This window comes from Photobacterium sp. R1, assembly GCF_054600795.1.
This window is the reverse complement of record NZ_BAAHZP010000014.1, coordinates 82,033-96,546: the sequence shown is the minus strand read 5'-3', so window position 1 is coordinate 96,546 and position 14,514 is coordinate 82,033. Positions and strand designations below refer to the sequence as shown.

At 54.7% G+C, this 14,514-nt stretch carries 14 protein-coding genes; 5 read left to right on the top strand and 9 right to left on the bottom strand.

The window, feature by feature from the left end; all coding sequences use genetic code 11:
- Positions 1-41: 41 nt before the first annotated feature.
- From ACYP03_RS19645 to pgi, 3 genes are all read left to right on the top strand, one after another.
- The gene (locus ACYP03_RS19645; RefSeq protein WP_459781826.1) at positions 42-419 is read left to right on the top strand and encodes a VOC family protein; all 378 of its coding nucleotides are present in this window, start codon (positions 42-44) and stop codon (positions 417-419) included.
- A gap of 2 nt (positions 420-421) precedes the next feature.
- Positions 422-883, top strand: a complete 462-nt coding sequence (locus ACYP03_RS19640; RefSeq protein WP_459781824.1) for an EVE domain-containing protein — start codon at positions 422-424, stop codon at positions 881-883.
- 388 nt (positions 884-1,271) lie between these two features.
- Positions 1,272-2,924 (top strand): glucose-6-phosphate isomerase, encoded by a 1,653-nt coding sequence (gene pgi / locus ACYP03_RS19635; protein WP_459781823.1) that lies wholly within the window; start codon positions 1,272-1,274, stop codon positions 2,922-2,924.
- 76 nt (positions 2,925-3,000) lie between these two features.
- Here the strand turns inward: pgi and ACYP03_RS19630 are convergent, their stop codons facing one another.
- The 3 genes from ACYP03_RS19630 to zur form a co-directional block, all read right to left on the bottom strand.
- Entirely contained in the window at positions 3,001-3,210 is a 210-nt protein-coding gene (locus ACYP03_RS19630; RefSeq protein WP_036755448.1) for a cold-shock protein, read from the bottom strand.
- A 248-nt stretch (positions 3,211-3,458) separates the two neighbouring features.
- The gene (locus ACYP03_RS19625) at positions 3,459-3,923 is read right to left on the bottom strand and encodes a chemotaxis protein CheX (protein WP_036755449.1); all 465 of its coding nucleotides are present in this window, start codon (positions 3,921-3,923) and stop codon (positions 3,459-3,461) included.
- Between the two features lie 36 nt (positions 3,924-3,959).
- Positions 3,960-4,406 carry a zinc uptake transcriptional repressor Zur gene (gene zur, locus ACYP03_RS19620; protein ID WP_248144275.1) on the bottom strand — a complete coding sequence of 149 codons (447 nt, stop codon included), beginning with the start codon at positions 4,404-4,406 and terminating at the stop codon, positions 3,960-3,962.
- 140 nt (positions 4,407-4,546) lie between these two features.
- Between zur and ACYP03_RS19615 the strand changes: the two genes are divergently transcribed.
- Entirely contained in the window at positions 4,547-4,705 is a 159-nt protein-coding gene (locus ACYP03_RS19615) for a hypothetical protein (RefSeq protein ID WP_459781820.1), read from the top strand.
- 97 nt (positions 4,706-4,802) lie between these two features.
- Here ACYP03_RS19615 and ypfJ read toward each other — a convergent pair whose 3' ends face one another.
- Positions 4,803-5,693, bottom strand: a complete 891-nt coding sequence (ypfJ, locus tag ACYP03_RS19610) for a KPN_02809 family neutral zinc metallopeptidase (RefSeq protein ID WP_459781818.1) — start codon at positions 5,691-5,693, stop codon at positions 4,803-4,805.
- A 518-nt stretch (positions 5,694-6,211) separates the two neighbouring features.
- On the opposite strand from ypfJ, the gene ACYP03_RS19605 reads away from it, so the two are divergent.
- Positions 6,212-7,783, top strand: coding sequence for a S8 family peptidase (locus tag ACYP03_RS19605; protein WP_459781816.1), 1,572 nt, complete (start codon positions 6,212-6,214; stop codon positions 7,781-7,783).
- A 76-nt stretch (positions 7,784-7,859) separates the two neighbouring features.
- Here ACYP03_RS19605 and ACYP03_RS19600 read toward each other — a convergent pair whose 3' ends face one another.
- From ACYP03_RS19600 to ACYP03_RS19580, 5 genes are read right to left on the bottom strand one after another with little or no spacing between them, the layout of a single operon-like run.
- Complete coding sequence (locus ACYP03_RS19600; protein ID WP_330961589.1) at positions 7,860-8,168, bottom strand: hypothetical protein; 309 nt, start codon at positions 8,166-8,168, stop codon at positions 7,860-7,862.
- Complete coding sequence (locus tag ACYP03_RS19595) at positions 8,165-9,850, bottom strand: hypothetical protein (RefSeq protein WP_459781814.1); 1,686 nt, start codon at positions 9,848-9,850, stop codon at positions 8,165-8,167. Before ACYP03_RS19595 ends, ACYP03_RS19600 begins: the two co-directional genes overlap by 4 nt.
- Entirely contained in the window at positions 9,826-10,944 is a 1,119-nt protein-coding gene (locus tag ACYP03_RS19590; RefSeq protein ID WP_459781812.1) for a VWA domain-containing protein, read from the bottom strand. Before ACYP03_RS19590 ends, ACYP03_RS19595 begins: the two co-directional genes overlap by 25 nt.
- Entirely contained in the window at positions 10,941-13,355 is a 2,415-nt protein-coding gene (locus ACYP03_RS19585) for a DUF5682 family protein (RefSeq protein WP_459781809.1), read from the bottom strand. The genes ACYP03_RS19590 and ACYP03_RS19585 overlap by 4 nt, the downstream gene beginning before the upstream one ends.
- The gene (locus ACYP03_RS19580) at positions 13,348-14,445 is read right to left on the bottom strand and encodes an ATP-binding protein (protein ID WP_248144267.1); all 1,098 of its coding nucleotides are present in this window, start codon (positions 14,443-14,445) and stop codon (positions 13,348-13,350) included. The genes ACYP03_RS19585 and ACYP03_RS19580 overlap by 8 nt, the downstream gene beginning before the upstream one ends.
- Positions 14,446-14,514 lie beyond the last annotated feature (69 nt).

Sequence of the window (14,514 nt, the reverse complement as noted above, 5' to 3'; positions counted from 1 at the left end):
TAGCCTTGCTGTATCAAATCACAGTAAGGAGCGCCACCATTATGTCAGTCCCTTCAATGAACATCTGGTATGTCAGCCAGATCAGTCAAAGTGAAGCGTTCTACCAGCAATTGCTGGGATCTGCCGCCATTGAATCATCCCCTTCATTTGCAATGTTTCAACTCAATTCATCCGCGATGCTGGGATTATGGTCGGCATCGGGTGTTTTGCCGCCGTTATCTGAATCGCAGGCTACGGTCAGGCAGAGCGGTGAACTGTGCCTGCTTCAGTCTCACCGGGCGACCGTTGATCAGGCTTATCAGCACTGTCTGAATCAGGGACTCGCCATTGCTCAGGTGCCGTCTGAGGCTGAGTTCGGATATTCCTTTGTGGTGCTGGACCCGGACCGCAATCGGATCCGATATCTGATGGCGAGCTGACCATGCCCCGGTTCTGGGTGGCGACCGCGTCAGCCGATCACGTCGACCGCGGGAAAGTGTGGGGCATCATGCAGGTTTGCCACGGCAAAGGTACGCCGCTGAAACGGCTGTCAGCGGGGGATAGGGTGGTGTATTACTCACCGTCGCAAACGTACGGGCAAAGAAGTAAGCTGCAAGCGTTTACCGGGATCTGTTGTGTGCAGGACAAAGCCCCATATCAGGTTGATATGGGGCATGGTTTCAAGCCATTCCGGCGTGATGTCAGCTGGCTGGAGACGACACCGGTACAGATTCACTCTCTGCTGGCGCGTCTTGCTTTTCATCAGGGAAGTCGTCACTGGGGAGCCAGATTCCGATACGGTTTATTTGAGATCTCCGCACACGATTTTCACCTGATTGCCGGGGCAATGCAGTGTTCGCCTCCCGAAGCGGCCCAGTTGTCCCTGTTCCCTGAAGTGATCTGAGTGGCAGTGGTCCGGCGGGCGGCTGATATCTTGATCGGTATCGGATCAGGTGTTGTTCAATTTCATCAGGGAGATAGCTGCATTCGTGCAGAGGATATGGTCGGAGACATCAGGTTTTATGCTGCATGTTGTTGTTATCACGGTATTACCTGTCAGCTGCAGCATGATTTTCTGTATTCTTCCCGTTCACAGCCGCTATGATTGATACGCCGAAAGCGTGACCTGGAGCAAAGCAGGGGGGACGCTGCTGGCGGCATAATTAACATTAAGTTGTAAATTTACCAAAATATCGCCATGCTTACGGCTGTGCTTACACCGTTGAATTGGGAAATCATGGCCGTGGCATTGGTCGCGCTGTCGTGAAAAATAACACATCAGGAACGTCATTATGTTGAAAAACATTAACCCCACGCAAACCCCGGCCTGGCAGGCACTGACTGCCCATTTTGAACAGGCGCAGGATCTGCAGCTCAGTGAGCTGTTTGCGCAGGATCCGTCACGGTTTGAAAAGTTTTCCGCTGCGTTCGGCAACGATATCCTGCTGGATTATTCAAAGAACCTTATCACTGAAGACACGCTGGCGAAGCTGTTTGATCTGGCTGAACAGACTGAACTGAAAACAGCGATTGGCGCCATGTTCAGCGGTGAGAAAATTAACCGTACCGAAGACCGTGCTGTGTTGCATGTTGCGCTACGTAACCGCAGCAACACACCCGTGCTGGTGGACGGCGAAGATGTGATGCCAAACGTCAATGCTGTGCTGGCGAAAATGAAGCAGTTCTCTGACCGCATCATCGGCGGTGAGTGGAAAGGGTATACCGGTAAGGAAATCACTGATGTTGTGAATATCGGCATTGGCGGTTCTGATCTGGGACCTTACATGGTGTCTGAAGCGCTGGCCCCTTACAAAACCCGCCTGAATCTGCACTTTGTCTCGAACGTTGACGGCACGCATATCGCGGAAACCCTGAAAGGGCTGAATCCGGAAACGACTCTGTTCCTGATTGCATCAAAAACTTTCACGACACAGGAAACCATGACCAACGCGCATTCTGCCCGTGACTGGTTCCTGGCTGACGCCAAAGATGAATCTCACGTTGCAAAACACTTTGCAGCACTGTCGACCAATGCTGATGCGGTGTCTGCATTCGGGATTGATACAGCTAACATGTTCGAATTCTGGGACTGGGTTGGCGGCCGTTACTCACTGTGGTCTGCGATCGGTCTGTCGATCTGCCTGTCCGTTGGTTACGATAATTTCGAAGCTTTGCTGGCGGGTGCCCATGCGATGGACAAGCACTTTGCCGAAGCACCGCTGACCGAAAACCTGCCGGTGATCCTGGCGCTGATTGGTCTGTGGTACAACAATTTCTTTGGTGCGGAATCGGAAGCAATTCTGCCGTACGACCAGTACATGCACCGCTTTGCGGCTTACTTCCAGCAGGGCAACATGGAGTCGAACGGCAAGTATGTTGACCGTGGCGGCAATCCGGTCGATTACCAGACGGGCCCAATCATTTGGGGTGAGCCGGGCACCAATGGTCAGCACGCGTTCTATCAGCTGATCCACCAGGGGACCAAACTGATCCCGTGTGACTTCATTGCACCGGCGGTCAGCCATAACCCGCTGAGCGATCACCATCCGAAACTGATGGCAAACTTCTTTGCGCAGACTGAAGCGCTGGCATTCGGGAAAACGCGTGCGCAGGTTGAAGCAGAGTTTATTGCTGCAGGGAAGTCGCTGGCGGACGTAGCTGAGCTGGTACCATTCAAAGTCTTTGAGGGGAATCGCCCGACCAACTCCATCCTGGTGAAACAGATCACCCCGCTGTCGCTGGGTGCACTGATTGCCATGTATGAGCACAAGATCTTCACTCAGGGTGTGATCTGGAATATCTACAGCTTTGATCAGTGGGGTGTTGAGCTGGGTAAACAGCTGGCGAATCAGATTCTGCCAGAGCTGGCGGATAATACGCCGGTGAGCAGCCATGACAGTTCAACGAATGGTCTGATTAATGCCTTTAAACAATGGCGTCAGTAAAAACAGACGGATTGTTCACAGATAAAAAAACGCCGCAGTGTTGCGGCGTTTTTTATGAGTTGCGCATGCCTTTCGGTTAAGACAGGGCGACCACTTCGCTGGCTTGCGGGCCTTTCTGGCCGTCAGTAACGATAAACTCAACGTTTTGGCCTTCTTTCAGGGTACGACGCCCCTGAGCCTGAATTGCGCTGAAATGAACGAAAACGTCCTTGCCGTCGGCGCCAGAGATAAAGCCAAAACCCTTTTCATCGTTGAACCATTTTACGGTTCCTGTCAGTTTACTCATTTGACGATCTTTCCTTTGTAATCTCATTTCCTTGCGTTACCCGAAGGCAGGCAACACGAACACTATTGATAAGCATCTTTTTATATGCATTGATACCTCAACAGCATTTCCAGTCTAGATCGTAACCGAATCAAGGAGCAATCTTTTATGCGTCAAATATGCAAAAAGGTGAGGGAAAACAATGCAGCTCGCATCAATAGGTCAGGCCAGTTTGAACTGGCCCGAGAAAAGATGAAATCGGATGGAAATTAGCGGTCGAAACTGATCTCGATGAAGGCTTTGCCGTATTCGGATTCAAACGGCATGATGATAATTGCCCCTTCACTCTTGTGCGTGATCGTGTGACCCCGGCCGGAGACGACAGCGGGGGTGGCCATTTCAAAATCATAGCCTTTTTCTGACAGAATACGCTTGGCGCCGCCGGTGACCATGTTGGTGATTTCACCGACCATGTCAGTGACTTCATCATTAATACCATTCGGACGCTCGCCCAGCATACGCTGCATAATCTCAAGTGCCAGGCCTTCATCAAAAGTGATAGACATGGAGCCCCGGGTTTGCGGTCCCACCATGCCAATCAGGCCAGAGACATCACCCCGGGCGATTTCATCTTTTTTCAGCAGAGGTTTTTGCGGGGCCAGCTCCATTGACGCCATGGTCTTGAGCACATTCAGCAGAGAGGCCAGAAATGGGTTTACAAATTCTGCTCGCATAGGATCTGGATTGCCTTGTTGTTGTACGGAAACGGACTACTTCTTACGTTGGCATGCTTGGCACACGCCGTGGCTTTCTACAACATGATGAGAAATCTGAAAGCCTTGCTGCTGCGCTTTTAGTTTTAGCATTTTTGCCAGTTCATCATCGTGACATTCCTCCACATGACTGCATTCATCGCAAATCAGCAGTTGGGAACAATGGTCAGCATGATCCGGCAGATGACAGGCAATATAGCTGTTTGTGGACTCGACCTTATGAACAAATCCCTGAGCGAGCAGGAAGTCGAGGGCACGATAAACTGTCGGAGGCTTAGCCTGAGGTTCGGACTCCCGCAGCAAATCCAGCAGCTCGTAAGCACTGATCGAACTGCGATGAGACAGAATCAGTTCCAGTACTTTATGACGTTGTGGCGTCAACCGGACTCCCCGTTGTTCACAGAGCAGTTGAGCCTGGTTCAGCAGTTGCATATGATTTGCCATACTTCCTCAAAAAAGCGACTTGCGTCATAGTCTATCATAGCATTTTGAAAACCTATCTCGGTGAGACCCAATCGATCTCATATGGACAAAATTTTCGTGTAACTGATCACATTCGCATCAGTTTCTGAGCTGTTGAAGGGATGAGAAAGACCCCAATTGGTCCGGTTTCAGGCCCACTGGTGCTGCGATTTGCAGACATTTTGCATGGCGGCGGAGGTAAATGCTTCTCATCCGGCATCATGGCAATTCCCGAGTCGTATCCGGAAACGGAAAAAGGTCATCCCCGGGTGTATGCCTGAGTTTACTTTATGTGTGAGGTTGCTTATCTGGTCGGTGTTGACAGTTACGGGTGTTTCGGTTTGGACCGGAACCGGTTTTCCGGTCCCGAATACGGCTTTATTCCAGGCTCTGGAAAGTATCACAGTCCTTGGGATTGCCGGATGCGAAGCCTTTTTTGAACCAACTGACCCGTTGCGCTGACGTGCCGTGGGTGAATGCATCCGGCTGGACGGCCCGTCCGGCCATTTCCTGCAATCTGTCATCCCCGACAGTACTGGCAGCCTGCAATCCTTCCTCAATATCACCCGGCTCCAGTAACTGCATGTCGTGATGGACATAATAGCCCCAGACCCCGGCATAACAGTCGGCCTGAAGTTCGATCATCACACTGAGGCGGTTGGCCTCGGTTTCACTGGCCTGTTGCTGCTGTTGTGCCACCTGTTTATGGGTACCCAGGACATTCTGGACGTGGTGTCCGACTTCATGCGCGATGACATAGGCAAAGGCAAAATCGCCGGGCGCTCCGAGCTTTTTCAGCTCGTCCATGAAGCTGAGATCCAGATAGACCTTGCTGTCGGCCGGGCAGTAAAAAGGGCCGGACTGAGCCTGGCCCATTCCGCAGCCCGTCTGGGTCATGTTCTCGTACAGGACCAGCTGAGGTTCCGGATACTGATCGTTGAGGAGCTGACGCCCTACGGTTTCCGTGGTGCCCAGAATGGCGGCGACGAACTGGGCATCTTCATCACGGGCGGGCAGCTTGCTGCCTGAAGAGGTTTGTTGCTGCAGCGGTCCGGAGCCCTGCTGAACCCCGACCATCCCCGGGCCGCCGGTGAAGTATTGGTAGGCCAGATAGAGCCCGCCGACCACCAGGATCAGCTTACCGACTTTAGTTTTCAGCAGAAACGGAAGAAATCGCAGTAAAGCTGCCGTGGGGAGGCCGGATTGTGCGGGCCCCTGGCCACGCCGGTCATCAACATTGCTGCTTTGCCGGGTATTACGCCAACGCATGAAGCTCTCCTCAGATCGGTGACGGGGAACTCTCTTAGTCTGAACGACAGCAGGGAATTTTGCCTGTTACACACTGAGACATGAAATGACTTCACGGGCAGGACAAAGTGTTCTGCTGGTAGATGAAATATTGTGCTTTACAAACCCGGGTCTGAATTGATTTTTTTCTGATGTAAATTTGCAAAGACTTCACTTTGTTAAAAATATGTGTGGATTTTATCGTAATACGCTGATATTCAGGATAAATATGTTGGTTTAATTCTCTGTCACTATTTTTTTACATCTGAATTCCTGTCAATTTCACTCTGGCTATTTACAACAGCTGCCAATTAAAACAAGACGTTAAGTGATTTTTGTTGTGTCTCGCAACTTGAATGTAATAACTCTTCTCTCTGTTTCAGTCGGAAAATTCAGTATTTCGCACTTATGCATGAGTAATTGATTGCGTATAGCTTTTATTTGTGCCTGCGGTGGTAAGGCATTTCCTCAAAACGGATAAACAGAGAAAGGGAATCATAATGTATAAGACAATGCTAGGTTGCTGTATCACGTCTGCGCTGGCCCTGGCCAGTGTCTCGGTCTGGGCAGCGGACGCTCAGACGGCTGTCAGTGGTGACTATCAGGCGGCGCTGATTCAGGCTGCGCCAGACAAAGCGGTTGCGAATCAGTATATCGTGGTGCTGAAAGAGCCGGCTTTTATCGGCAATGATCAGGTTGCCCGGGCCGAATTCGTCACGCGCACTGTGGAAAGCATGGCTGCAAGTCATGCGGTGAAAGCGGAGCGGGTGTTCGATGCGGCCCTGAGCGGGTTTGTGGCAGCGCTGACGCCGGACCAGCTGGCGGCGCTGCGTCAGGACGGACAGGTTGATTATATTGAACAGGATCAGGTGATCTCACTGGATCCTGTGTACGCGGAAGCCGTTGATGCTCAGCAAAGTAATGCGACTTGGGGACTGGATCGTGTCGATCAGCGCAACCTGCCTCTGAATGGCAGCTATGTCGCCCAGTACAACGGTACCGGCGTGACCGCTTATGTCATTGATACCGGGGTGACGACCACTCACAGTGAGTTTGGCGGCCGTGCCCGTTCGGGTTACGACTTTGTGGACAATGACTCCAATGCGACAGACTGTAACGGTCATGGTACCCATGTTGCCGGGACGATTGGGGGAACCACCTATGGTATTGCTAAAAACGTCAGTATTGTCGGCGTCCGGGTGCTGAGCTGTAGTGGTTCGGGTACCACCTCTGGCGTCATTGCCGGTGTGGACTGGGTGAAACAGAATGCGAACGGTCCGTCTGTGGCAAACATGAGTTTAGGCGGCGGGATTTCAACCGCTCTGGACAGTGCCATCAACAGCGCGATCAGCTCAGGCGTCAGCTTTATGCTGGCTGCGGGCAATGAGAATCAGGATGCCTGTAATGTTTCTCCGGCCCGTGTTGCCGCAGGTGTCACTGTCGGCTCCACCACCAGCTCAGATCAGCGTTCCAGCTTCTCGAACTGGGGCAGCTGTGTGGATCTCTTTGCACCGGGTTCATCCATTACTTCAGCCTGGTATGACGGCAGCTATAAAACCATCAGCGGTACTTCAATGGCAACGCCGCACGTTGCAGGGATCGGCGCCTTGTATCTGGATGAAAATCCGGGTCTGAGCCCGGCTCAGCTCAGTCAGCTGCTGGTCCTGCGCGGTACGAGCGGCAAAGTGAGCGATACCCGTAATACGGTCAACAAACTGGCGTACAGCGGCACCGACAGCGACGGGGGCGATCCAGGCACCCCGACGGACGGCAAGCTGGAAAACGGCAAAGCAGTAACGGGTCTGAACGGAACCTCCGGCAGCGAGCAGCACTTCTACATTGATGTGACGGCCGGCCGTACGCTGACGGTGAAAACCTCAGGCGGCTCCGGTGACGCAGACTTGTACGTCCGCTTCGGTCAGAAAGCGACAAGAAGCAGCTGGGACTGCCGTCCTTACCGTGCGGGTAATGGTGAAACCTGTACCATTACACCATCCAAGTCCGGCCGCTACTACGTCATGTTGCATGGTTACAGCGCCTATAGCGGTCTGACATTACAGGCCAGTTTCTAAGTCCTATCGGTTCATAATGTGTTTCACTGTTTCGCCCCGGATGTTTATCACCGGGGCGTTTTTTATGCCGGATGTGTCATGGCTCCGCAGACATGTCCGTTGTCAGCAAAGCCAGCTGCTGCCCGAGTGCCTGGCGTTTCAGCAGATGCATCTGCATGACCAGTTGCCGGAACGCCTGTGCCTGTTGTGCCGGGCTCAGCTCGGCATCGGTCAGTTGCGCCGCGAGTGTAGCGAGATCTGAAAAGCCGAGCAGTTCCGCCTGTGTCTGCCATTGCCGCGCCAGCTGAATATTATATGGGGCCGGGGCATTCAGCCCCTGGGCCAGATATCGTTCCGCCCAGAATTGCCAGTCCTGAATGAAAGTGTTGAGGGTCAGTTCAGTCATGCGTGTTCTTTCCGGTTCGCCTGTATCAAGTCGTCATCAATCAGAGAGATGAGCTGGAATGCCGGGATGCCCAGCTCAGTCTGCCAGCGGCCGAACAGGACCATTTCAGCTGTTGAATCCCAGCATTTCTGGATACCCGGGGTCAGCTCACGGGCCGGTATTTCGACGGTAACGGCCTGCCCGCACTGGCTCTGGCATTCTGCCCGCCATATTCCCAGCGACGGGAAAGAGACAAAGGGTTTTCTGCTTGTTGCTGCAACCCAGCCCAGATAATCCCGGTGATCCGGGGCCGTGGGAGCCGCAAGCCGTGTTGCCAGTCTTCGCCACTGGACCTGAATTGAAAGGCCGGGAAGCTCACGCAGCCTCTGCAGCGAAACCGGCCGCAACAGGTTCAGGTGTCGGGTTTGTGAGGCATTGATGCTGCCGTCCTCGCTGGTCGCGCCGGCAAATTCAAATTCCCGGAAGCTCAGGGCGCTGAGCGGGTACCGGCTCAGCTGACAGTCGTGGAATCCCTGATGCGGCGACCACGAAGAGTCAAAACCATGTTTACGACTGGAAGACACGGTGTAGAAATCTGCCGTCTGCGGATCATAGCAATAGTACCGGAAACCCCGTCCGCCATGCCGGTCATCCCAGTACACCGCATTCAGACCCACGAGCGTCATCTGTGCCTGCGGCCGGTAGAGCCGGCGATGCTGACCGGCCAGCGCACTCAGTGGCTGCGGCAATGTGGACTGACTGAGGGCATTTAAATGCAACAGGGTTTCCGCGATTTGTTCAAGCAGCCGGGTGTGTGAGGCTTGCTGATGTTTTTGCTGCATCAGGCTGAGCGTTGCGGTCACACCGCGGAGCAGGGCCGCCGGTCTGGGCAGGTCGGCCTGATTGAGCTCGGTGCAGTATCCGTTGCCCTGTTCGATCTGTGAACCCAGAAATTCCATGGTCCCGGTTTGAATCAGGGCCTGAAGCCAGTCGAGCGCAGTGCTGACCAGTTCAGCCTGTTCGGGATTCAGGGTATCGAATGCGGCATCTGATTCCGCCGAAAAGGTCTTGTGCTTTACGGAAAGAACCAGAATCGCCAGTGAACGGTGCACACAGGGTGTCTCTTTACAGCTGCACAGTACGGATGACCATTCACCGGTGGCGGGCAAGAGCAGTTGAAAGGATTTCTGGCTGTGCAGGCTTAGATTCACGACACAGTGATCCGCCTGCGGCTCAATCGTGACCAGTACTCCTTTCTGGTAAAGCTTGATCGCCTGCGTGGCATTGCCGCGGCCATAAGCCTGATCGAGGGCTTCACGGGAAGCAATGCACCAGCGTTCGGGCCGAAATGGTTCAGCGGGCGGTGCGGTTTCATTCTCGTTCAGTTCGCGCAGTTTCAGCAGAAAAGCAAGCTGGTGGACACAACTGCCCAACGTGCCGCACTGGCAGCTGAAATGCGCCAGATCGGTATCCGATAAAGTGACGTCAAAACTGTCGATCGGCAAAGTCAGGGGCAATGTCGGGTCGGCCGGGACGATATCCGGATGTTTTTCCGCGATTTTCACGGCCCGGCGGAACAGCCCTTTGCTGGTCCAGTTGATCAGGTATTCATCAGTGAGCTGGCGGGTCCAGTCAGATAAACGCATGGTGTCTTTCTCTTCTGTGTGTTGTGCACTGGCTACCGGATGACATCGGCGACCCATTGGCTCAGGTTTTCCGGTGTCATCGACGCGATCGGCATGTCCATCTTCAGTAAGCGATCAATCACGGAATGGTCGTAACTGGCAGCGCCGTTTGAATCCATAGCGGTGAGGCCAAGCAGGGTGACTCCGGCTTCCTGCATTTTGGCGACCTGCTGATACAGATTGACCGGGGAGCCGCCTTCGTAGAAATCACTGATCAGCACGACGATGGTGCGGTGCGGCTGGGTGATTTGCTTCCGGGTATATTGCATCGCCTTGCCGATATCCGTGCCGCCGCCCAACTGAACAGACAGCAGATTTCTGATCGGATCATCAATAAATTCCGACATGTCGACCACCCGGGTATCAAAAAGCACCAGCCGGACATTCAGCACCGATAACCGGCAGAAAATGGCGGCAATCACCGTGGCGTGGATCAGGCTGTTGACCATGGAGCCGCTCTGATCCACCACGAGATGGATGTCCCAGCACACCTGACTGACCTGGCTTTGGAAGAAAAACATCCGCTCCGGCAGGAGCACCTGCTCGTCCGGCTGATAGTGTTTCAGGTTGCGCATCAGACTGCTGCGCCAGTCCGTCAGCGCGACCGGCATTTTCCGGCTGCTGCGAAACGGCGTGCGCTGGCTGGCAAATGGCGCCTGAACCGGCTGTGACAGAACTTCTTCCAGTTCCGCGCAGACCTGAGTCACGATGGCTTCAATTTCTTTTTCCAGCGACGCCGGGATCTGGGAACGAAAGGCCAGAATGGTCTGCAACAGCCCGATATCCGGTTTCATGGTGGCCAGAATGTTTTTATCCAGCAGCAACTCCTGAATGCCGTAGCGTTCAATTCCTTCTTTTTGCAGGATTTCGGCTGCAGGCACCGGAAAGGCTTTCCGGACCTGATTGAGCCAGGTGACCGGTCTCGGCATGCCGGAGGCGGTACCGCCCTGCAGGTCGTTCCCTTGCTGGCTGCCACCCCGGCCATGGTATTCATGGGCATACAGGGTCTCCAGACATTCATCCCGAGCTCTGTCTTCGCCGGTTAACTCATACGGATGGACATTCCCCAGGATCAGCCGCCAGCGCCGGGACAGTGCGTTGTGAGTACTCATGCGTTGATCCCCCAATGAGTCTGGCTGGAGCGCAGCAGCTCACGCAGCTGTTGCGCGGCAAGCAGTGTGTCTTGTGAAACCGCCGGGGTCTGTACCGGCAAACCCGAGCCGGTATCCGTCAGGCTCAGCTGACTGAAATCCGCAACTTCTCTGGGTGTCAGCTGAGAAAAGGCGCGCCGCAGGGCCGGAAGACTGGTGAGAAAGGTCGCTTCATCGAGCTGTGAGAGCTGGTGGTTCAGCACCGGCAGCAGAGGTTCGGGTTGCAGGAGCTGACTTTTGTTGGTGGTCAGCAGGCCGAAAAGGAAATCGCCGACGGCTTCCGGATCACTGTGTTGCCGGGCAAAAGCCTGTTCCAGACAGGTTTCCAGCGGATCGCTGAGCCGGTCATGCCGGATCAGAACCCCGGCACAGGCGCCGGTCAGCAGGGCAGAGGGAGAGCGGTGATAACTGGCTTCGACGGCATCGATGAAATAGGTTGTCGGACAAAGTTCAGGATACTGGCGTGTCATGAAAGACAGAGCGGCAATCCATCCGGCACAGGCTTCCGTCGGGTAGCTGTTATCGAGGCGTGGCAGACGGGTACAGATCCGGATAAAGGTGTGCTGGATTAAACCTGCCAGATCGTCGGTGGAGACGGCACTGAATATCCCGCCGCCGTGACTGCAGGTCAGCAGCATTTGAAGCGACTGATGCAGGGCCGCAAGATCGGTTTCCTGTTCCAGCAGTTGCTGAACCCGGTGAAAAATCGGACGCAGCCATTGCTGGACGCCCATTTGCATCGCCTGAAGCAGCAGAGACACCATTTCAACCGAACCGGGATCTTCCTGCTCGAATGCAACTTGCAGCTTGTGACGGGCGGCATCCACAATGCTGGCACCCAGATGGCTGGATTCGATCAGCGCCGCGTCTGTTTCTGTCTGCCATTGGCACTGCCAGCGCTCCCGGACCAGATGCAGCGATCCCGGATCATTGGCATCCGGCCCGGCAATCAGACAGGCATAAGGGATATTGAGAAAATTCAGCCGGTGCAGAAACTGGGACACCGCTCTGTGTTTCGGTTTACGGTAGATCGACAACTCTTTTTTCACCGCCCCGGCCAGAAAATCTCTGGGCAAACCGAGTTGTGCAGTGAGCATGCGGAAATCCTGAATTAAAGGTGCGACCGGCAGCCCGGCAGGCACCCGGCCAATCGCTGGCGCATCAAAATAATCATCCAGCCACCGGCGGAAAAAGGTGTCCGAAGGCTGGTGGGACTTCAGCAAGGTAGTCGTGAGCGATTCGCGCAATTCGGAGCGTCCGGCAGGAATGCCGCGTAAATTTGCCAGTTGTTCGGTCATGACCAGCGCGTCGGTCAGTTGCGGCAGCGCCACGGGGTAGTTTTTCTGCTGCAGAAAGGCCATGAATCCGGCCGTCAGATCGGTATGGTAGCGACGTGTGAAATCACCGGGCAATTGAGCTGGCTGCCGGGACAGTCGTTGCCAGAGCTGGTGGTAATACCCGCAATCGGTCAGGCCCGCCGGATACCCCTGTTTTTTACTGAAACGGTTTAAAGCATAAGGGATCAGGTGGGAGCCAGACTCCCAGTGTCCGGGCAATGGCTGGCGTGGTGGCACTGAGACCGAATCCGCTCCGTCGGATGCCAGAAAATGCGCAATGCCCAGACAGTGATAGCCGCCGCAGACCACCAGCACCCGCTTGCCTTCAGCCAGAAAAGGCCGGATCTGCTGCGCCATGAACTGTTCGCGCTGCAGGGTTTCCGGGTCGCTGTCGACAGAGAGGTCTCGCATCAGCAGACAAAACTGGTGCATCTGCGTGAAAAATTCATCCGGGGAAGTATGACCCGCAGATTCGAAATGGCGATCCCACCACGGGTCGAAATCGTCGCAATCACTGTCGGCCAGCAGGGCCGTGAGATATTCGCCCTCTTCCAGTTTTCTGTTGTCGTACAGCAACTGATCCCGTTCAGCATCGGCTGCCCCATCAGTTGCCCGAGCGGCATAGGGCAAATCAATAAACTGGCAGGGAACCTGCGCCTGTTTGGCCAGCCGGATGGCCTGCCATTCCGGCGACATCTCCGCAAACGGTATAAAGACCCGGCTGGACTTGAGTCTTGGCGGTGAAGGTTCATCCGTCTCTTTGTCAGGTACCGGCGAAAGGTCGGATAAGGTGTTATCCCGCAGATAGCTGTAAATCGCCAGCGGCAGCTGCGTCTGTTCATCCTGCAGAAAAGGGATCAGGAAACTGGCATCCTGCGGCCCTTCAATCAGTACCACCTCAGGCTGATGTTGTCTGAACAGACGACCAAGCTGCCAGCTGCACATCGGGCTGTGGTGACGGACCGGCGCCCAGATCAGCTGCGGGTTCGCATGCAGGGCCGCCAGGCAGGCCTGTAATCCGGACGATTCAGCCATGGTTCTGACATCCGGCCAGAAACGCCTGCCAGTGGGGTTCGTCTGCCCGTTTGCGCCTGATCACCCGGATATAGTCCTCGAAACAGGCGCGGTCTTTTTCATTGTCCTTGATGATGGTGCCGAGCATAAAAGGGGGCAGATGCTCGGCGGAGACCTGCTGATCGCCGAAATAGTGACTGCTGATGGCCGCGTTATAGGCAACGTTCATCGCTTCGGCCAGCGACAGCAGGGTGGTCGGTGAGGTCACTGCCAGCCCGGAGACATTGCCGTTGCGCAGCTCATCAAAGACGGTGATCAGCAGCTCGGTGGTATCCAGATCAATCTGAACATCCAGGGCGTCCTGCTGAAGACGACGGTTGACCTGAGTCATCACCAGCTCTGTCTTTTGTTTTTTGGTGCTGATGGGTTGCAGGGTTTCAAAGTTGAAGCGGCGTTTCAGTGCCGAAGACATCTGATTCACACCGCGGTCATGCAGGTTGGCCGTCGCAATGATGTTAAAGCCGGGCTGGGACAGCATGTAGGCTGCGTCGCTGTCTTTGAGTTCCGGAATTTGCAGGATGCGGTCAGACATCACCGGGATCAGGTTGTCCTGAACTTCGGTCGGGCAGCGGGTGATTTCCTCAAACCGCATCAGTTGCCCCTGCTGCATGGCGTGAAAGAGCGGGCCGGGCACCATGGCCGCCAGACTCGGACCGTCCTTGAGCAGCGCGGCATAGTTCCAGCTGTAGCGGATATTTTCCTCAAACAGTCCGGCACTGCCCTGAACGGTCAGGGTACTCTGGCCTGAAATCGCGGCGGCAAGCAGCTCTGACAGCAAGGATTTCGCGGTACCCGGTTCGCCGACCAGCATCAGCCCCTGCTGGCTCATTAAAGTCACAATGGCACGTTCGACGACGGCGTCATTGCCGTAAATCTTGCGGCTGATGGTCGTACCCTGAACCGGCTCGTTGTTGCTGCCCAGAATGAAGGTACGGACCATACGCGGGCTGAGCTGCCAGCCTGCCGGTTTCTGGCCCTGATCAGCGTTGCGCAGGGCAGCCAGCTCAGCGGCATACAGGGTTTCTGCAGGGTAACGTTGTGCGTTTTGCATCGTTTTTATCTCGTCGAAAATGGCTTGTGGTGCAGGTGTTGTTCACCAGAGCGCCGTGGTTCACATTCA